Below are 17,370 nucleotides of genomic sequence, written 5' to 3'. Positions count from 1 at the left end.
GCGTGTCACGGCCATGGCCGTGCACCCGCTCTGCCTCTCACCAGTCAATTTTCCTTACAGCCATGACCTTATCCCCTGTCCGCCGCCTTGCCTTTTCCGCCAGCGCCGTGTCGCTGTCCGTCGCCGCCCTGTGCGCCGGCACGGCCCATGCGCAGGCCGTCGCCCCCACGCCCACGCAGCTGCGCCCCGCCGTGGACCAGGCCTACACCCAGCTCATGGCGGCGCCGCAGATCCACCAACTGCTCGAGGCCGTCAAGGCCGACCATGAGCGCTCGATCGGCGACCTGAAGATGCTCACCGAGATCGAGGCGCCACCCTTCAAGGAGCAAAAGCGTGCCGAAGCCTTCCTGGCCCGCATGAAGGCGCTGGGTCTCACCAGCGCTGCCATCGATGCCGAAGGCAACGTGGTCGGCGTGCGCAAGGGCACGGGCCAGGGCCCCAAGCTGGTGGTCTCGGCCCACATGGACACGGTGTTCCCGGCCGGCACCGACGTGAAGGTCAAGGAGCGCGATGGCCGCCTGTATGCACCCGGCATCTCTGACAACACGCGCGGCCTGGCCGTGCTGCTGTCCTGGCTCAAGGTGCTCAACGACCAGCGCATCGCCACCGTGGGCGACCTGGTGTTCGTTGGCAACGTGGGCGAGGAGGAACTGGGCAACCTGCGCGGCATGAAGCACCTGTTCGCCGAGCACCTGGACATCGACGGCATGGTGGCCCTGGAGCCTGCGCCCGATGGCACGGTGCTGATGCAGGGCACGGGCAGCCACCGCCACGAGGTCACCTTCAAGGGGCCGGGCGGCCACAGCTTCGCGGCCTTCGGCCAGGTACCGAGCGCCATCCACGGCATGGGCCGGGCCATCGCCAAGATCTCCGAGATCCGCACGCCCACCACGCCCAAGACCACCTTCACCGTGGGCACGGTGGGCGGCGGCACCTCGGTGAACACCATCGCGCCCGATGCGCGCATGGCCGTGGACATCCGCTCCGACGCGATGGAACCGCTGCTGGCCACCGAAAAGCAGGTGCTGGCCGCCGTGGACGAGGCCGTGGCCGAAGAGAACAAGCGCTGGGGCGTGGCCACGCTGAGCGCGTCGACCAGGCTGATCGGCGACCGCCCGGGTGGTCGCACGGCGGTGGACACGGTCCTGGTCGAGGCCGCGGTGCGCTCCAACACTGCGTTCGGCCACAAGACGGTGCTCAGCGGCGCCAGCACCGATGCCAACGTGCCCATGTCCCTGGGCATCCCGGCCATCGTGATCGGCGGCGGTGGCAAGACCGGGGGCTTCCATGCGCTGTCGGAATGGATCGACCTGACCGACGCCTGGAAGGGCGCGCAGAACTCGCTGGTGACCGTGCTCGGCCTGGTGGGCGTGCAGGGCGTGAGCGCTCCGCTGCTGGAAAAACGCGCGCCGCGCAGCAAGTGAGCCGCTCGCTGCTATCGACCGGCGGCGGGCGGTAGAACAATTCACCATTGTTGACATGGGGGCAGGCTCTGGCCTGCGTACCATCGCCAGGTGGCAGGCCGCTTCGGCCCTGCCCTTGTCTTTTTCAGGAGATCACCATGGGTTTGCTCGATTCAGTGCTGGGCGCTGTCATTCAGAACGCGTCGCAGGGCCATGGCGGTGCATCGGCCGCGCAAGGCGGCGGGGGCCTGGGCGGGCTGGTGGCGCTGGCCGCGCAGAACCCGCAACTCATCCAGGCGGTGCTGTCCCTGGTGAGCAATGACGGCCCGGTGGGCGGCCTGCCAGGGTTGATGGCGAAATTCCAGCAGGCGGGCCTGGGCGACATGATCGCTTCGTGGCTCGGCACCGGGGCCAACCAGGCCATTTCGGGCGACCAGCTCTCGCGCGTGCTCGGTTCCGGCCCGCTGTCGCAGGTGGCATCGCAATTGGGCGTGGGCCAGTCCGATGCGGCCAACCAGCTGGCACAGGTGCTGCCGGGCCTGCTCGACCAGCTCACGCCGCAAGGCCATGCACCCCAGGGCGGGCTGGGCCAGAGCAGCGATCTGTTCGGCATGCTCGGCGGCCTGCTCAGCAAGTAGGCGCCCGGCGGGATCCGCCAGGGCCTGGCGGATCGGGATCAGGCGACGGATGCGACCCGGTCCCGGGCCTCGGAGCGGCCTGCGCGCACCGGACAGCGCATGTCCAGCCAGTGGCGCAAGGTCTCGAACACGGGCGCTGCCAGGTCGGAACGCTCGTTGAACAGCTCGTGGTACAGCGGCTCGAAGCAGCGTGACTGCACCTGGGCGCTGGGCGCTGCGGCCGCAAAGGCGCGGCTGCCGGCCGGGTTCACCAGCTTGTCGCTGCCGGCCCACATCAGCAGGGTGGGTACCTTCCATTGCGCCGCTGCGGCCACGGTGGCCGGGCCGCCATCGGCAATGAAGCGCGCCAGGCGCGCGCTGATGCGGTCATGGCACAGCGGGTCGGCCAGGTAGGCGGCAGGCACGGCACTGTCGTGCGAAAGGTACTGCGCATCGAGGCCGTTGCCCACGCGCAGGTTGGGGGCGATGCGCGGCAGCGTGGCCAGCAGCAGCTTTTGCACCGCACCCAGGCCGGGGTCCAGCGCGGGCGACGAGAGCACCAGCGCATCCACAGGCCGCAGGCCGAGTGCGACAAAACGCGAGGCCACCAGCCCGCCCATGCTGTGGCCCAGCAGCACCAGGGGCAGCCCCTCGGGGGTGCGTGCGCGCAGGGCGTCGACCATGTCGGCCAGGTCGTCGAGCAGCCGGCTGTCCGAGGTCAGGCCGCCGCGCGGCCCGGCCGATTCGCCATGGCCGTACTGGTCGTAGCCGCGCACGGCAAAGCCCCAGCCAACGAGCTGCCGCGCCAGCGCGTCGTAGCGGCCCACATGCTCCCCCAGGCCGTGCACCAGCAGCACGGTGCCGCGCTGTGCCTGGCCCGGCGCCAGCGGCCAGTCCTGGACGGCCAGGTTCTCCCCGTCACTGGCGGTGAAGGTGGTCAGGGTGGAGGCAACGGGTTCGGTCATCGGGCAGGGCGGCAGAGGTGGGCATCGTGGCCCGGGAGCGGGCAGGAAAAAGGTGCGCGCAGCCAACAATCTGCCGCATGCAGGCATCGTGACGGGGCCCCGCGGCGCCGTCAATGGATTTCATGCCGCACTGCGGCGCGGGGGCGACAGGCCACCCGCACGGGTGGTGCCGCCCCGCGGGGGCTCAGGCCGCTGGTGCGGCCACGGCCTGCTCGGCCGCCATGGCCGCAATCACATGCGCCACCGAGGCCGTGAGGCGCTTGGCATAGGGCACGTGCAGGAACTCGTTGGGTCCGTGGGCATTGCTCTTGGGGCCGAGCACGCCGCAGACCATCATCTGCGCCTCTGGGAAGCCTTCACTGAGCATGTTCATGAGCGGAATGGTGCCGCCCTGGCCGATGTAGCCGCAGGGCGCGCCGAAATGCGCCTGCGATGCCTCGTTGAGCGCGCGCTCGAACCAGGGCGTGGTGCTCGGGGCATTCCAGCCCGTGGCGCCGCCGCCATGCTCGAAGGTGACCTTGGCCTGGTAGGGGGCGTTGTCCTCGAGCAGCGCCTTGAGTTCCTGGACGGCCTGGCCGGCATCCACCAGCGGGGGCAGGCGCAGGCTGAGCTTGAAGGCGGTGTAAGGGCGCAGCACATTGCCCGCGTCCTTCAGGGCCGGGAAGCCCTCGGCACCGGTCACGCTCAGCGTGGGCGTCCAGGTGCGGTTGAGCAGGGCCTGCAGCGGGTCGGTGGTGGTGGGCAGGGCGAAGGCGGTGGAGCCGCCGCAGTCGTAGTGGGCCCAGGGGAAGCGCTTGTACACCTCCTCGCCCAGGATGGCGGCGGTGGCGCGGGCCTGGGCCAGGCGGTCGGCCGGTACCTCGCAGTGGAAGCTGGCGGGCAGCAGGCGGCCGGTGGCGCTGTCTTCCAGGCGGTCAAGCACCTGGCGCATGATGCGGAACGACGAGGGCACCAGGCCCGAGGCGTCGCCCGAGTGGATGCCTTCGGTCAGCACCTCGACCTTGAGCGTGCCGCTGGCCATGCCGCGCAGGCTGGTGGTGAGCCACAGCTGGTCGTAGTTGCCGGCGCCCGAGTCCATGCAGACCACCAGCGCCACGTCGCCCATGCGGGATTTCAGGGCGTTGATGTAGGGCAGCAGGTCGCCCGAGCCGCTTTCCTCGCAGGTCTCGATCAGGCCCACGATGCGCGGGTGCGGCACGTTCTGGCGCTTGAGTTCCTGCACCGCGGCAACGCTGGCGTACACCGCGTAGCCGTCATCGGCACCGCCGCGGCCATAGAGCTTGCCGTCCTCGTACTTGGGCGTCCAGGGGCCCAGGTCGTTGCGCCAGCCCGAGAACTCGGGCTGCTTGTCCAGGTGGCCGTACATCAGCACGGTCTGGGTCGAGGCGGGTGCGGTGGCGTCGATCTCGAAGAACAGCACGGGGGTGCGGCCTTCAAGGCGCACGATCTCCAGGCGCAGGCCGGGCACCTTCTGGGCTTCGACCCAGGTGGCGGCGTTGCGCACCACGGTGTCGAGCAGGCCGAGCTCGGCCCAGTCGGGGGCAAAGCCGGGCGACTTGGCAGGGATGGCGATGTAGTCGGTGAGCTGGCGCAGGATGTCGGTGTCCCACGCCTGGCTCACCCGCTCGAGCGCCAGTGCGGGTTGCAGGGCGTGGGAGGGGACGCGGGCGTTCATGGTGGTGTTCCTCTGGCGGGATGAAACCAGCATTCCAACACAACGCGCGCGGGTGCGCCACCGCCCGGGAACCGCCCCTGTCCCGGCATGGGATGGGGCCTGTCCCTGGTCAATACCCTGAGTATCCTGAAGCGGGAAGGGTCTCGGGGTTGCTGTCCAGCGAGGACGGCGACGAGGGCGGGTGCAGCGCAACCGCGGCCTCCACCCGGTTGCGCCCGAGCTCCTTGGCCCGGTACAGGGCCCGGTCGGCGGCCGAGATCAGCATGTCCCAGCTGTCGCCCGGCTCCAGCCGGCCACCGAAGACGCCGATGCTCACCGTGACGCTGATGTCCTTGCCCTCATGCCGGTGGCGCGCGCCGGACACCGATTCGCACAGCTGGCGCGCCAGCTGGTGGGCGCCGATCAGGTCGGTGTCGGGCAGCACGATGAGGAATTCCTCGCCGCCATAGCGGCTCACCAGGTCCTGCGAGCGCAGGCGCTCGCGCAGCAGGTTCACCACGCTGCACAGCACCTGGTCGCCCACGGGGTGGCCGTAGTGGTCGTTGACGCGCTTGAAATGGTCGATGTCGACCATCATCACCGAGATGGACTCGCGCGTGCGCACCGCGCGCGCCACGTCGCGGTCCAGCGCCGAGATCGCCGCGCGCCGGTTGGCCACGCCCGTCAGGGGGTCGAGCGCTGCCAGGCGGCGGTTGTTCTCGTCCGCACGGTCCCGGGCCATGAAGATGAAGCCCATGGTGGCCACCATGAGCTCGATGAAGGTGGTGCTGAAGGTCAGCGTCTGCACGCCGCTGGGCTGCATGATGCCGGTGGCCGGCTGGTCGCTGCTGCCGACCACGAGCACGCGCACCAGGAACACCAGCGCCTGCAGGGCGAGCATCGCCATGACCAGCCAAGCCCCCCGGCCGGGCGTGGATTCGCGGCGCGAGAACAGGATCCACAGGGCCCACAGGCTCAGCGCACCGAGCAGCAGCCCGGCGACCACCACGCGCGCGGCGTAGTCGTCGATGAACCAGCCCATGCCGGCCGCCATGAGCACCGGCGCCACCACCAGGCCGGGCCAGGGCATGGGCCGGCCCTGGAACTGCAGCAGCGCCGCCACCAGACTGGTGAATGCGCCGCACAGCAGCACATTGCCGAGTACGATGGACAGCAGGGCGTGGATGTGGCCGCGCGATGCGAACAGGGCATACGCCATAGCGTTGAGCAGCAGGCCCAGCGCCCACAGCTCCACCCCTTCGCGGCGCTTGCCCCAGGTCATGACCGCCATGGCCAAGGCGGCCGCCAGCGATGACAGGATGATCATCACCAGCATGGTGGGCACGTCGGCAGTGAAGGGAACCATGGCGCGTAGTCGGGACGGGCGGCAAAGGCCGCAGGGAGTTCAGGATAAACGATGGCGCTGCGGACTCCCGTCAGAAAAAGTGCCGGATCAGAGCGCGGGCACCTCCGCTGCCGACAGGCCGAGGGCCGGCGTGCCCGAGAGCTTGAACACCTGCACGGCGCCGGCCAGGCGGGTGGCCTGCTCGCGCAGGCTGTGGGCGGCCGCGGCCGATTCCTCGACCAGGGCGGCGTTCTGCTGGGTCATCTGGTCGAGCTGGTTCACGGCGGTGTTGACCTGGCCGATGCCGTCCGACTGCTCGCCCGAGGCCGCCGTGATCTCGCCGATGATGTGGCCCACGCGCTGCACCGAGCCGACGATCTCGTCCATGGTAGTGCCCGCGTTGTGCACCAGGCGCGCGCCCGATTCGACGCGCTCCACCGAGGCGCTGATCAGCTGCTTGATCTCCTTGGCCGCGTCGGCGCTGCGCCCGGCCAGGCTGCGCACCTCGCTGGCCACCACGGCGAAGCCCCGGCCCTGCTCGCCGGCGCGGGCCGCTTCGACAGCGGCATTGAGCGCCAGGATGTTGGTCTGGAAGGCGATGGAGTCGATCACGCCGATGATGTCGGCGATCTTGCGCGAGCTCTGGTTGATCTCGCCCATCGTGGTCACCACCTCGCCCACCACCTGGCCGCCGCGCGCGGCGACTTCGGCGGCGCTGCTGGCCAGCTGGTTGGCCTGGCGTGCCGCGTCGGCCGACTGGCGCACGGTGGCGGTGAGCTGGTCCATGCTCTGGGCCGTCTGCGCCAGGCTGCTGGCCGTGGCCTCGGTGCGCGCCGACAGGTCCTGGTTGCCGCTGGCGATCTCGGCGCTGGCCGTGCCGATGTTGTCCACGGCCGTGCGCACCTGCTGCAGCATCTGCGTGTAGCGCTGGCGCATGCCTTCGACCTCCTGCACCAGCGCACCGATCTCGTCGCGCCGCGTGGTGCGAAACGCCTGGGTCAGGTCGCCCTGGGCCACCAGGGTGATGGCCTGGGTCAGGTCGCGCAGCGGCCGGCTCACACCGCGGCGCAGCACCAGGAACAGGCCCACGGCCAGCAGCGCCACGGCCACCGCCATCAGGGCCCACACGGCCAGGGTCACGCGGCGCTGGCCGGCCATGGCCTCGCCGTAGGGCACCTCGGCCACCACCCACCAGCCGCCGGCGGTTTTGCGCACCAGGGCGAAGGGGTCTTCGGCGCCCTGGCCCAGCAGCGGCAGGGCCTCGCGCACATAGCCGTCCTGGGAGGCGGCAAGCGCCTCCAGGAACGCGCCGGCCTGGGGATAGGCCTCCAGCACGCGCTTGCCGCCGGCGCTCGGGTGGTAGACGAAATTCGCCTTGTCCAGCCCGGCGCCGGGGTTGACCACGTAGGTGCCGCCATGCTCGAAGAAGCGCGTCTGCGCGACCTGCTTTTGCAGCATGGCGTGGAACACGCTGATGTCGTTGCCGATGAACAGCACAGCGGTGACCTTGCCGGCACCGTCCTTGGTCGGCAGGTAGTGGCCCATGTAGGGCTTGCCGTTCACCACGGTGACGCCGGTGTAGGTCTCGCCCTTGCTCACGGCCGCATAGGCCGGGTCGGTGCGCGCCAGCGGCGTGCCCTGCTGGCGCTCGCCCTGGGCGTTCTTGACCGAGGTGGTGATGCGCATGAAATCCTCGCCCTTGCGCGCGAACACCGTGGCGATGCCCGCGGTCTCGTTGGCGAACTTGTCCACCGAGCCATAGTCCTCGTTGACCAGCGCGCCGTAGCTGCGCAGCTCGCCCGTGGCCTCGTCCAGGTGCATGGCCGCATCGAAGTAGCGCTGGAAGCCCTTCATCGTGAGCTGCACCAGCTCGCGGTTGGTGTTGTCGGCCGCGTCGAGCGACTGGGCCACGCTCTGTGCCGTGTCGCCCACGCTGGCGATCAGCTGCGTGCGGGTGTTGCGCTCGGTCAGCACGGCGATGGCCAGGCCCACGAGCACCATGACCAGTGCCACCAGGGCAATGGCCATGAGCGTGACCTGGCGCGCGACGGAACGGTTGTTGGCAAGGGGGGCTGGCACGGGGCTTGTCTCCTGGAAGTGAATGCGCACTGCTGCCGGCTGTGCCGGTCTGCATTCACTCTAAGCCCGAGTGCTTGTTACATTTATTCACGCATTCCCTTACGCAGAGCTGCGTACCGCCTCGGCGGCTTTGGATGTCAGTGACCCGACTGTGTGCGCTCCAGCCAGCCCAGGCCCTCGGAGGTGCCGGCGGCCGGCCGGTACTCGCAGCCCACCCAGCCGGCATAGCCCAGGCTGTCGATCAGGTCGAACAGGTAGGGGTAGTGGAGCTCCCCCCGGTCCGGCTCCTGGCGCTCGGGCACGCCGGCCACCTGCAGGTGCGACACGCGGCCCGTGGGCAGGTAGCGGCGCAGCTTGCTGGCCACGTCGCCCTCCACGATCTGGCAGTGGTACAGGTCCATCTGCACCTTGAGGTTGTCCATCTGCGCCGCCTCGAGCAGCTCATGCGCATGGTCCTGGCGGTTCAGGAAGTAGCGCGGCATGTCGCGCAGGTTGATCGGCTCGATCAGGATCTCGCGCCCGCTCCGCGCCGCCTCGGTCGCGGCCCAGCGCAGGTTGTCCACGCACAGGCCCTTGAGCGATTCGCGCTCCACCCCGGCCGGCACCATGCCCGACAGCACGTGGATGCGCGGGCAATCGAGGGCAGCGGCATATTCCAGCGCTTCCTGCACGCCGCGGCGGAACTCCGCCTCGTGCCCAGGCAGCGCGGCCGTGCCGCGCGCCTGCTGCTCCCAGGCCGTGGCCATGCTGGCGCGGTCGGTGCCGCTGGGCGGGGCGTTGAACAACACCATGGCCAGGCCGTTGTCGGCCAGCCGCGCCGCCAGCTCGGCCGGGGCGAAGGCATAGGGGAACTGGCATTCCACCGCGGCAAAGCCGTCGCGCGCGGCGGCGGCAAAGCGTTCCAGGAAGGGCAGCTCGGTGTACATCAGGCTCAGGTTGGCGGCGAACTGGGGCATGGCGGTGGGCAAAAGGTGGAAGGCCGGACGTGCGTAGGCTACTATTTTGCGGTGGAGCCATCCCCTCCACCGCCCACCCCCCTTCAGGAACCGCCCCATGCGCATCGGAGAACTGGCCCAACGCACCGGCACCACGCCCAAGGCCATTCGCCTGTACGAGGCACGCGGGCTGCTGGGCACGGTGGCGCGCGACGGCAGCTACCGCCACTATGGCGAGGCGGACGTGGCGCGTGTGCAACTGATCCGCCAGGCCCAGGGCCTGGGGTTCAGCCTGGCGCAGCTCGACGGCCTGCCCGACCTGCACCAGAGCGCCGGCTGGGCGCGCATGGCCGGATTGCTGGCCGAGCGGCGCGCCATGGTGGCGCAGGAACAGGCGCGCCTGGCCGCGCTCGATGGGCAACTGGCCGCACTGCAGGCCGAGCTGCATGCATGCGATGCGCTGGCCCTCCCCGCCGCGCCGCAGGCCTGCGCGGCGCCGCAGGGGCCGGTGGGCCCCTTGCGCCACCTCGTCCCCCTCGCCAGCGCCACCGCCTGACGGCTCTTTGTGCGGAAAGCCTGATCCCGCTGCTTGACTCTGCCCCGTGGGGCAAGGTGAGCATGGGGAACTCAACACTTTTCGGGAGTTCTCGTGGCGCAACGCATCCTGGTCATCCTTGGCCACCCTGCCCTCAACAGCCTGTGCGCAGGCATGGCGACCGCCTATGCCGAGGGCGCGCAGGCCGCTGGCGCCGAAGTGCGGCGCCTGGACCTTTCCACCCTGCACTTCGATCCCCTGCTGCATGCTGGCCACTATGGCGAACAGCCGCTGGAACCCGACCTGCTGGCCGCGCAGGCCGACATTGCCTGGGCCGAGCACCTGGTCTGGGTCTACCCCATCTGGTGGGGCGCCATGCCTGCGCTCTTGAAGGGCTTCATCGACCGGGTCCTGCTGCCCGGCTATGCCTTCAAGTACCGCCAGGGCTCTTCGCTGTGGGACAAGCTGCTCGCCGGTCGCTCGGCCGAGCTGCTGGTGACCATGGATTCGCCGCCCTGGTACTTTCGCTGGGTTACGCGCATGCCGGGCCACCACCAGATGAAGAAAGCCATCCTGGAGTTCTGCGGCATCCGGCCCGTGAAAGTGCACAGCTTCGGACCGGTGCGCACGGCCGACGCGAAGCAACTGGGCGCATGGGTGGCACAGGCCCGCGCTCTGGGCGCGCGGCATGGCGGCCGCACCCCGGCCACGGTGGCGGCGTCCTGACGGCTTATTTCGCGGTGAATGCCTGCACGGCGGCGCGGCCCACGGCCGAGTCGTCGGTGAAGAAACCGTCCACGCCTGCGCGCAGGTAGGCGGTGATCTCGGCGATGCTGTCGCCGCGGGCCGTGGCGTCGCTGGCCGGGGCCTTGCGCAGGCTGGTGGGCAGGAAGCTGTTCTCGGGCCGCAGGGTCCAGATGTGTACCGACAGGCCGGCCGCGCGGGCGTTGGCCACGAGCGCAGTGGGTTCGCCAAGGACACCGTCCTTCACCGGGACCACCAGGGTCTTGAAGGGGCCGACCGCGTTGGCATAGCTGGCCACCTGCCTGAGGCCCTCGGCCGTGACCAGGTCGGCATAGCTGCGCGTGTTGGCCGCGCCCTGGGCCACGAAGTCATAGGGCCGGCCCGAGGGCGCGACCAGCTGCACCAGGCGCACGGTGCTCAGCTTGCGGATGGCCTGCAGGTTGGCCACCTCGAAGGACTGCACGAACACCGGTGCCTGCTTGTGGTTCCAGCCGTTCTTCTCCAGCACCGCGAGCAGCGGCGCCTCCAGCGGCAGGCCAATGGACTGGAAGTAGGTCGGGTGCTTGGTCTCGGGGTAGATGCCGATGGTGCGGCCGGTCTTGGCGCTCTGGGCCTTGGCCAGGTCGATCACTTCCTGCAGCGTGGGGATCTCGAACTGGCCGTTGTAGGCCACGTTGGCCGGGCGCTGCGCCGGGATGCGCTCGCGCGCGCGCAAGGTCTTGAGCTCGGCCAGCGTGAAGTCTTCGGTGAACCAGCCGGTGATGGCCTGGCCATCGATGCTGCGCGTGGCCTTGCGCGCCGCGAACTCGGGGCGGTCGACCACGTCGGTGGTGGCTTCCTTCACCGATCCATCGGCGTTGAGGATGGCGATGGCGTTCTCGTGCCGGGCCACCAGCACCCCGTCCTTGGTGATCACCAGGTCGGGCTCGATGATGTCGGCGCCATCGTCGATGGCCTTCTGGTAGGCCGCCAGCGTGTGCTCGGGGCGCAGCGCCGAGGCGCCGCGGTGGGCGATCACCGTGGGGGTGGGCGGCCAGGCCTGCTGGGCGGCAGCGCCCAGGGCCAGGGTGGCCAGGGCGATGGCGAGGGCGGATTTCAGGGGCACGAGGCGCATGGGGGTCTCCGGGGCGGTGGTGTTTGCCAACCTGCCACCATAACCCGCCTGCGTGACAGGTGCATGGCGCCCGTCAGGCGTGCTCGAAGTGGAAGACGGCGGTGCCGGCCATCACGTTGGGCAGCACGCGCACCTCGCGCCCGTCCTGCAGCCCGAAGGATTCGAGCACGCGCAGCTCGTTCTTGTGCGCCAGCACCTCGAAATCCTTGTAGGTACCCACGCGGATGTTGGGCGTGTCGTACCACTGGTAGGGCAGGCGCCGCGTGACGGGCATGCGCCCGCGCAGGATGGACAGGCGGTTGGGCCAGTGCGCGAAGTTGGGGAAGGCGACGATGCCGGTGCGGCCCACGCGCGCCGTCTCGCGCAGCATCACCTCGGCATTGCGCAGGTGCTGCAGCGTGTCGATCTGCAGCACGACGTCGAAGCTGTTGTCACCGAACATGGCCAGGCCTTCGTCCAGGTTGAGCTGGATCACGTCCACCCCGCGGCGCACGCAGGCCAGCACGTTGGCGTCGGCGATCTCGACGCCGTAGCCGCTGCAGCCGCGTTCGCGCTGCAGGTAGGACAGCATGGCACCATCGCCACAGCCCAGGTCGAGCACGCGCGAGCCGGTGGGGACCAGGCGCGCCAGCGCCTCCATGGTGGCTTTCTCGGTCATGCGTGGACCTCCTTGGCGATGCTGTCGAAATACGAGCGCATGGTGTCCATGTAGCGGGGGTCGTCGAGCAGGAAGGCGTCGTGCCCGTGCGGCGCGTCGATCTCGGCATAGCTCACGCGGCGGCGGTTGTCGAGCAGGGCCTTGACGATTTCGCGGCTGCGCTGGGGCGAGAAGCGCCAGTCGGTGGTGAAGCTGATGAGCAGGAACTTGGCCGTGGCGCGGGCCAGCGCCTGCGTGAGGCTGCCGCCGTACTGCAGCGCCGGGTCGAAGTAGTCGAGCGCGCGCGTGATCAGCAGGTAGGTGTTGGCGTCGAAGTACTCGCTGAACTTGTCGCCCTGGTAGCGCAGATAGCTCTCGATCTGGAACTCGATGTCCTGTGTACTGTATTTGGGCGTGAGGCCCTCGCGCAGTTGGCGCCCGAACTTCTCGTTCATCACGTCGTCGCTCAGGTAGGTGATGTGGCCGATCATGCGCGCGATGCGCAGGCCGCGCTGCGGGATCACGCCGTGGCGGTAGAAGTGGCCGCCGTGGAAGTCCGGGTCGGTCACGATGGCGCGGCGCGCCACCTCGTTGAAAGCGATGTTCTCGGCCGTGAGGTTGGGGGCGCTGGCCACCACCACGGCATGGCGCATGCGCTCGGGGTACTGCAGCGTCCAGCCCAGGGCCTGCATGCCACCCAGGCTGCCACCGAGCACGGCGGCCAGCTGGGTGATGCCCAGGCGGTCGAGCAGGCGGGCCTGGGCATTGACCCAGTCTTCCACCGTCACCACCGGGAAGTCGGCGCCATAGACCTCGCCCGTGTCGGGGTGGGTGTGCATGGGCCCGGTCGAGCCGAAGCACGAGCCCAGGTTGTTCACCCCGACCACGAAGAAGCGGTTGGTGTCCACCGGCTTGCCCGGGCCGATCATGTTGTCCCACCAGCCCTCGCTGCGCGGCTGGCCTTCATAGACGCCGGCCACATGGTGCGAGGCGTTGAGCGCGTGGCAGACGAGCACGGCATTGGAGCGCTCGGCGTTGAGCGTGCCGTAGGTCTCGTAGGCCAGCACGTAGTCGCGGATGGAGGCGCCGCTCTGCAGCGGCAGCGCCTCCTCGAAATGCATGGACTGGGGTGTGGCAATGAACGACATAAACAAAAAACCCGGCATCGCTAAAAACGAGGCCGGGGTTTGGGTGTCGGTCGGGTCTTTAGCAGAATTTATAAAGCGCCCGCAAGCTATGGCAAATCGGCGCAGGTACAACTATACCAAAGGCGGGCGCCGGCCGCACGCCGGTGACCAACGGGCCTGCGCGCCGCACGCAGGCCGTGGGTGGCGTCCCCCTATGGGGGAAGGCGCGAAGCGACTCAGGGGGAGTCAGCTCACCGGTGCGAACAGTGCGATGGCGCCGAGCACCAGGAAGATGCCGGCCGACACCATGTGCACCGCCTTGATGGGCACGCGCCGCGTGATGCGCTCGCCCAGCCACACCACGGGGGCGTTGGCCAGCATCATGCCGAGCGTGGTGCCCGTCACCACCCAGAGGTAGGCGTTGTACTGTGCCGCCAGCATCACGGTGGCGATCTGGGTCTTGTCGCCCATCTCGGCCAGGAAGAAGGTGATCAGCGTGGTGCCGAAGACCCCCCAGCGCGGGGCTCCCCCGGTTTCCTCTTCGTCGAGCTTGTCGGGGATCAGCATCCAGATGGCCATGGCGATGAAGGAGGCGCCCAGGATCCAGCGCAGCATCTGCGGGCCCAGCATGGTGGTGACCCAGGCGCCGAGTGCGCCGGCCAGGCCGTGGTTGGCCAGCGTGGCGACCAGGATCCCGAGGACGATGGGCCAGGGTTTGCGGAAACGGGCGGCGAGTACCAGCGCCAGCAGTTGGGTCTTGTCGCCCATCTCGGCAAGGGCGACGAGGGCGGTCGAAACGAAGAAGGCTTCCATCGGGTGGGGTCAATCCGGCCGGATTGTTGTGCGAGCGCATTGACTGCACCCCGACTCCGGCCATTGGATCGGCATGCAGTCAATGGTCTTGCCCAGCTCATTCAAGAAAGAATGAAGAACCGCATGCGCCATGGGTTGCAAGGATCCCAAGTATGTTGACGCATGCCCCCGGCGCATGGAACGACCGGACGGGCTACTCCCCAGAGACGCCGCAATTGTATACGAATGTTGGAAAATCTAGGGAGAAACCCGATCCCGCGGGCGGTTGACAAAAGGCAGCTCGGGTTTGCCCTTGCTGAAATAAAACCCCACAAGCCGCATAAAGTGATTGATAATGGGTTCGCCTTACTGCCCAGCAGCAAGGCAGATGGTTAGCGGTGATTGGTCAGTTTCGCGTCTTTGAAGTCGTCACAGGTTTGTTGATTGCGTCGGGCTCCATCGCGTTTTCATGTTTTTTCAGGAGTCCTTTCATGGGCAACAAACTTTACGTGGGCAACCTGCCCTACAGCTTCCGCGACGAAGACCTGCAGCAAACCTTCAGCCAGTACGGCTCGGTTGGCAGCGCCAAGGTCATGATGGAGCGTGACACCGGCCGTTCCAAGGGTTTCGGCTTTGTCGAAATGGGCAGCGATGCCGAAGCACAAGCCGCCATCCAAGGCGTGCATGGCCAGAATTTCGGCGGCCGTGACCTCGTGGTCAACGAAGCCCGTCCCATGGAGCCCCGCGCTCCCCGTAGCGGTGGCTTCGGTGGCGGCGGTGGTGGTGGCGGCGGCTACGGTGGCGGCGGCGGCGGCGGTTACGGCGGTGGCCGTTCCGGCGGCGGCGGCGGTGGTGGTTACGGCGGTGGCCGTGGCAGCTACTAAGCAGCGCACACCCGTCCCGGCAGGCTTGGCCTGCTGACGACAAAAACAAGGAGCCTTCGGGCTCCTTTTTTTATGCCCGTAAGGGCCTGCGAGGGGCCATTTCTCCCCTCGCTGTGGCATTTGTCACCATGCCACCACACCGTACCCCGCCAGACCATGAGGCTTGCTTTTTTGGGAAATTTGTGGCGCATAATGGCTTGGCGGGTTTTGCCCGTCTCAAGTTTGCGGTGATCCGTCAGTTTCGCGCTGAGAGCGTCATTGAGATTAGCTGGCTGCGGTATCGGGACTCCATCGCTTTATCCATGTGTTTTTGAGGAGTCCCTCGATGGGCAACAAACTGTACGTTGGCAATTTGCCGTACTCGGTACGCGACAGCGATCTGGAGCAGGCCTTTGGCCAATTTGGCGCAGTGACCAGTGCCAAAGTGATGATGGAGCGCGACACCGGCCGCTCCAAGGGTTTCGGGTTTGTTGAAATGGGCAGCGACCCAGAAGCCCAAGCTGCCATCAACGGCATGAACGGCCAGCCCCTCGGCGGCCGCAGCATCGTGGTGAACGAAGCACGTCCCATGGAACCCCGTCCTCCCCGCAGCGGTGGCTTTGGCGGCGGTGGTGGGGGTGGTGGCGGCTATGGCGGCGGCGGTGGCCGCAGCGGTGGCGGCGGCTACGGTGGTGGTGGCGGCCGTGAAGGCGGTGGCGGCGGCTACGGCGGTGGCCGTGGTGATGGCGGCGGCGGCGGTTATGGCGGCGGTGGCCGTGGTGACGGCGGTGGCGGTGGTGGCTACGGTGGCGGCGGCCGCAGCGAAGGCGGTTTCCGCAGCCCCTACGGCTCCGGCTCGCGCAACGGCGGCGGCGGTGGCCGCAGCGGTGGTGGCGGCGGCTACGGTGGTGGCGGCAACAGCGGCTACTGAGCAACCCGGCTGCGCCTCGCGCGCACCCAAGACAAGCCCCTTCGGGGGCTTTTTTCATGCCTGGAATTTTGCGTGTGGACCTGCTGCCATCTCCGATGGGGCGAGGTGCCTCAGGAGGTTACTCGCCTTGTCGGCGCTTGCGCGGACGCCCCGCGAGGGCCTTGTCGAACACCCAGTTGGGCAGCAGGCGCATGAGCTTGGCCACCACGCCCATCTGCCAGGGGATCACGCGGTAGGTGACGCCTGCGGTGATGGCGCGGAAGGCGCGCTCGGCAAAATCCTCGGCCTTCATGAGGAAGGGCATGCCGTAGCGGTTGCCCTGGGTCAGTGGCGTGTCGATGTAGCCGGGCGAGATGGTCACCACGCGCACGCCGTGGGGCCGCATCTCGCCGCGCAGGCTTTCGCAATAGCTGATGACCGCCGCCTTGCTGCCGCAGTAGGCACCGTGCCCGGGCAGCCCGCGGATGCCGGCCACGCTGCCGATGCCCACGAAGGTGCCGCTTTGGCGCTGCACCATGGCATCGACGAAGGGGTGGAAGGTGGCGGCCATGCCGATGTTGTTGGTGGCGAAGGTGCGGGCCATGACATCGATGTCGGCCCGCACCGCCGTGTCCATGCCGACGCTGATGCCGGCGTTGGCGATCACCACGTCGGGCGTGCCCTGGCGCGCGAGGCAGTCGTACCCGGCGGCGATGATGCTGTCCACCACCGAGACGTCGGCGCCGTAGATCTCGTAGTCCGCGGGGTCGATGCCTTGTGCGATCGCCCAGGCCTTGACCTCCTCGGTGCGGCGCGCCACCAGCGCCAGGCGGTAGCCGGCCTGGTGAAAGCGCAGGGCCAGGGCCTGGCCGATGCCGCTGGAGGCGCCGGTGATGAAGGCCAGTGAGGGTCGCTGCTGCAGGGTCATGGGGGCCTTGGTGGTGGGGTGGAAAGCGCCGGCCGGCGCTGCTTGCTCTTTTACTTGGCGGCGCCGGGGGCGAGTACGCCCTTGACCCGTCCGCGCAGCTGCAGCACCTGGTCGAGGTGGTCGTAGTCCATGCCATCGGCCGTGAAGCGGTCATTGCCCCGCGTCAGCACCACCGGCTTGTCCGAGCGCACGCGCTCGGTCTGGGTATACGCATGCAGGAACTCGCTTCGGAACTCCATGCGCGGCTGGGCGGCCACGCCGGGGCGGGCGGGCAGCGGCTCGCGCGTGACGATGGCATTGCCGAAGAGCTGCACTTCGCTGCCGTCGGCATTGCTCAGGGCACGGTTGGCGGTGGCCAGGGTCAGGCGCCCATCGAGTGCCACCGAGCGCATGCGCGCATGGTCGATCTCCAGCGTGTCCGTGTCCGGGAAGTGCCGCGCCAGATCGCCCTGCACCTCGCTCTGCAGGCGGCCCTTGGCATCGAAGCTCTTGACCGAAAACGCCTTCATCGAATAGTCGGGCTGGTTGCTGCGGGCCTTTTCGGAAGCGGGGGCCAGGGGCATGGGCGCATTGCGCACCAGCCACCAGGTGCCCAGGGCCAGCAGCCCCATGATCATCACCGGCAGGTACAGGGTGATGCGCTCCCAGCTCTGGCGCAGCATCTGGCGCCGGCTCATGGGCGGCCTCCGGCGCGCAGGTCGGTGGCTGCAATGGGAAAGAAA

17 protein-coding genes and 1 riboswitch are annotated in these 17,370 nt (G+C 68.7%); of the genes, 6 read left to right on the top strand and 11 right to left on the bottom strand.

Features of this window, described 5'->3' with window-relative positions:
• The first annotated feature begins 62 nt into the window (after positions 1 to 62).
• Positions 63 to 1,424, top strand: a complete 1,362-nt coding sequence (locus AC07PA_RS01660) for a M20/M25/M40 family metallo-hydrolase (RefSeq protein WP_007859571.1) — start codon at positions 63 to 65, stop codon at positions 1,422 to 1,424.
• A gap of 137 nt (positions 1,425 to 1,561) precedes the next feature.
• Positions 1,562 to 2,041, top strand: coding sequence for a YidB family protein (locus AC07PA_RS01655; protein WP_007859572.1), 480 nt, complete (start codon positions 1,562 to 1,564; stop codon positions 2,039 to 2,041).
• A 38-nt stretch (positions 2,042 to 2,079) separates the two neighbouring features.
• On the opposite strand, the gene AC07PA_RS01650 is transcribed toward AC07PA_RS01655, so the two are convergent.
• From AC07PA_RS01650 to otnI, 5 genes are all read right to left on the bottom strand, one after another.
• Positions 2,080 to 2,985, bottom strand: coding sequence for an alpha/beta hydrolase (locus tag AC07PA_RS01650; protein ID WP_494603675.1), 906 nt, complete (start codon positions 2,983 to 2,985; stop codon positions 2,080 to 2,082).
• Between the two features lie 184 nt (positions 2,986 to 3,169).
• Positions 3,170 to 4,660 (bottom strand): M20 family metallopeptidase, encoded by a 1,491-nt coding sequence (locus AC07PA_RS01645; protein WP_494603677.1) that lies wholly within the window; start codon positions 4,658 to 4,660, stop codon positions 3,170 to 3,172.
• Between the two features lie 109 nt (positions 4,661 to 4,769).
• A complete protein-coding gene (locus AC07PA_RS01640) occupies positions 4,770 to 6,005 on the bottom strand; it encodes a GGDEF domain-containing protein (protein ID WP_494603679.1) in 1,236 nt (411 codons plus the stop codon).
• 87 nt (positions 6,006 to 6,092) lie between these two features.
• Positions 6,093 to 8,063: a methyl-accepting chemotaxis protein gene (locus tag AC07PA_RS01635; protein ID WP_199234331.1), complete on the bottom strand. Its 1,971-nt coding sequence runs from the start codon at positions 8,061 to 8,063 to the stop codon at positions 6,093 to 6,095.
• 137 nt (positions 8,064 to 8,200) lie between these two features.
• A complete protein-coding gene (gene otnI, locus AC07PA_RS01630; protein WP_494603681.1) occupies positions 8,201 to 9,019 on the bottom strand; it encodes a 2-oxo-tetronate isomerase in 819 nt (272 codons plus the stop codon).
• A 97-nt stretch (positions 9,020 to 9,116) separates the two neighbouring features.
• Between otnI and AC07PA_RS01625 the strand changes: the two genes are divergently transcribed.
• Positions 9,117 to 9,554 (top strand): MerR family transcriptional regulator, encoded by a 438-nt coding sequence (locus AC07PA_RS01625; RefSeq protein ID WP_494603683.1) that lies wholly within the window; start codon positions 9,117 to 9,119, stop codon positions 9,552 to 9,554.
• Between the two features lie 93 nt (positions 9,555 to 9,647).
• Positions 9,648 to 10,259 carry an NAD(P)H-dependent oxidoreductase gene (locus AC07PA_RS01620; protein ID WP_494603685.1) on the top strand — a complete coding sequence of 204 codons (612 nt, stop codon included), beginning with the start codon at positions 9,648 to 9,650 and terminating at the stop codon, positions 10,257 to 10,259.
• Positions 10,260 to 10,263: 4 nt separating this feature from the next.
• On the opposite strand, the gene AC07PA_RS01615 is transcribed toward AC07PA_RS01620, so the two are convergent.
• The 4 genes from AC07PA_RS01615 to AC07PA_RS01600 form a co-directional block, all read right to left on the bottom strand.
• Positions 10,264 to 11,391 (bottom strand): glycerophosphodiester phosphodiesterase, encoded by a 1,128-nt coding sequence (locus tag AC07PA_RS01615; RefSeq protein ID WP_494603687.1) that lies wholly within the window; start codon positions 11,389 to 11,391, stop codon positions 10,264 to 10,266.
• A 73-nt stretch (positions 11,392 to 11,464) separates the two neighbouring features.
• On the bottom strand, positions 11,465 to 12,049 hold the full coding sequence (gene metW, locus AC07PA_RS01610) for a methionine biosynthesis protein MetW (RefSeq protein WP_007852951.1): 585 nt from the start codon (positions 12,047 to 12,049) through the stop codon (positions 11,465 to 11,467).
• A complete protein-coding gene (gene metX, locus AC07PA_RS01605; RefSeq protein ID WP_494603689.1) occupies positions 12,046 to 13,176 on the bottom strand; it encodes a homoserine O-succinyltransferase MetX in 1,131 nt (376 codons plus the stop codon). Before metX ends, metW begins: the two co-directional genes overlap by 4 nt.
• 225 nt (positions 13,177 to 13,401) lie before the next feature.
• Positions 13,402 to 13,968: a TMEM165/GDT1 family protein gene (locus AC07PA_RS01600; protein WP_007852954.1), complete on the bottom strand. Its 567-nt coding sequence runs from the start codon at positions 13,966 to 13,968 to the stop codon at positions 13,402 to 13,404.
• Between the two features lie 58 nt (positions 13,969 to 14,026).
• Positions 14,027 to 14,187, bottom strand: a riboswitch (yybP-ykoY riboswitch).
• 251 nt (positions 14,188 to 14,438) lie between these two features.
• Between AC07PA_RS01600 and rbp (AC07PA_RS01595) the strand changes: the two genes are divergently transcribed.
• Positions 14,439 to 14,831, top strand: coding sequence for an RNA-binding regulator (rbp, locus tag AC07PA_RS01595; protein ID WP_007852956.1), 393 nt, complete (start codon positions 14,439 to 14,441; stop codon positions 14,829 to 14,831).
• Between the two features lie 325 nt (positions 14,832 to 15,156).
• A complete protein-coding gene (gene rbp / locus AC07PA_RS01590) occupies positions 15,157 to 15,741 on the top strand; it encodes an RNA-binding regulator (RefSeq protein WP_494603692.1) in 585 nt (194 codons plus the stop codon).
• A 118-nt stretch (positions 15,742 to 15,859) separates the two neighbouring features.
• Here the strand turns inward: rbp (AC07PA_RS01590) and AC07PA_RS01585 are convergent, their stop codons facing one another.
• Complete coding sequence (locus AC07PA_RS01585; protein ID WP_494603694.1) at positions 15,860 to 16,648, bottom strand: SDR family oxidoreductase; 789 nt, start codon at positions 16,646 to 16,648, stop codon at positions 15,860 to 15,862.
• A gap of 50 nt (positions 16,649 to 16,698) precedes the next feature.
• The gene (gene lptC, locus AC07PA_RS01580; protein ID WP_494603696.1) at positions 16,699 to 17,325 is read right to left on the bottom strand and encodes an LPS export ABC transporter periplasmic protein LptC; all 627 of its coding nucleotides are present in this window, start codon (positions 17,323 to 17,325) and stop codon (positions 16,699 to 16,701) included.
• Between the last annotated feature and the right edge of the window lie 45 nt (positions 17,326 to 17,370).

Source organism: Acidovorax sp. GW821-FHT09B03 (assembly GCF_059418305.1).
Note: the sequence above shows the minus strand (reverse complement) of the source record. Positions and strands in the feature narration are given on the sequence as shown.

What these genes read in the sequence shown, in the direction of transcription:
- AC07PA_RS01660 (WP_007859571.1), top strand. Translation starts at nt 63, where the DNA reads ATGACCTTATCCCCTGTCCGCCGCCTTGCCTTTTCCGCCAGCGCCGTG.
- AC07PA_RS01655 (WP_007859572.1), top strand. Translation starts at nt 1,562, where the DNA reads ATGGGTTTGCTCGATTCAGTGCTGGGCGCTGTCATTCAGAACGCGTCG.
- AC07PA_RS01650 (WP_494603675.1), bottom strand. Translation starts at nt 2,985, where the DNA reads ATGACCGAACCCGTTGCCTCCACCCTGACCACCTTCACCGCCAGTGAC.
- AC07PA_RS01645 (WP_494603677.1), bottom strand. Translation starts at nt 4,660, where the DNA reads ATGAACGCCCGCGTCCCCTCCCACGCCCTGCAACCCGCACTGGCGCTC.
- AC07PA_RS01640 (WP_494603679.1), bottom strand. Translation starts at nt 6,005, where the DNA reads ATGGTTCCCTTCACTGCCGACGTGCCCACCATGCTGGTGATGATCATC.
- otnI (WP_494603681.1), bottom strand. Translation starts at nt 9,019, where the DNA reads ATGCCCCAGTTCGCCGCCAACCTGAGCCTGATGTACACCGAGCTGCCC.
- AC07PA_RS01625 (WP_494603683.1), top strand. Translation starts at nt 9,117, where the DNA reads ATGCGCATCGGAGAACTGGCCCAACGCACCGGCACCACGCCCAAGGCC.
- AC07PA_RS01615 (WP_494603687.1), bottom strand. Translation starts at nt 11,391, where the DNA reads ATGCGCCTCGTGCCCCTGAAATCCGCCCTCGCCATCGCCCTGGCCACC.
- metW (WP_007852951.1), bottom strand. Translation starts at nt 12,049, where the DNA reads ATGACCGAGAAAGCCACCATGGAGGCGCTGGCGCGCCTGGTCCCCACC.
- metX (WP_494603689.1), bottom strand. Translation starts at nt 13,176, where the DNA reads ATGTCGTTCATTGCCACACCCCAGTCCATGCATTTCGAGGAGGCGCTG.
- AC07PA_RS01600 (WP_007852954.1), bottom strand. Translation starts at nt 13,968, where the DNA reads ATGGAAGCCTTCTTCGTTTCGACCGCCCTCGTCGCCCTTGCCGAGATG.
- rbp (WP_007852956.1), top strand. Translation starts at nt 14,439, where the DNA reads ATGGGCAACAAACTTTACGTGGGCAACCTGCCCTACAGCTTCCGCGAC.
- rbp (WP_494603692.1), top strand. Translation starts at nt 15,157, where the DNA reads ATGGGCAACAAACTGTACGTTGGCAATTTGCCGTACTCGGTACGCGAC.
- AC07PA_RS01585 (WP_494603694.1), bottom strand. Translation starts at nt 16,648, where the DNA reads ATGACCCTGCAGCAGCGACCCTCACTGGCCTTCATCACCGGCGCCTCC.
- lptC (WP_494603696.1), bottom strand. Translation starts at nt 17,325, where the DNA reads ATGAGCCGGCGCCAGATGCTGCGCCAGAGCTGGGAGCGCATCACCCTG.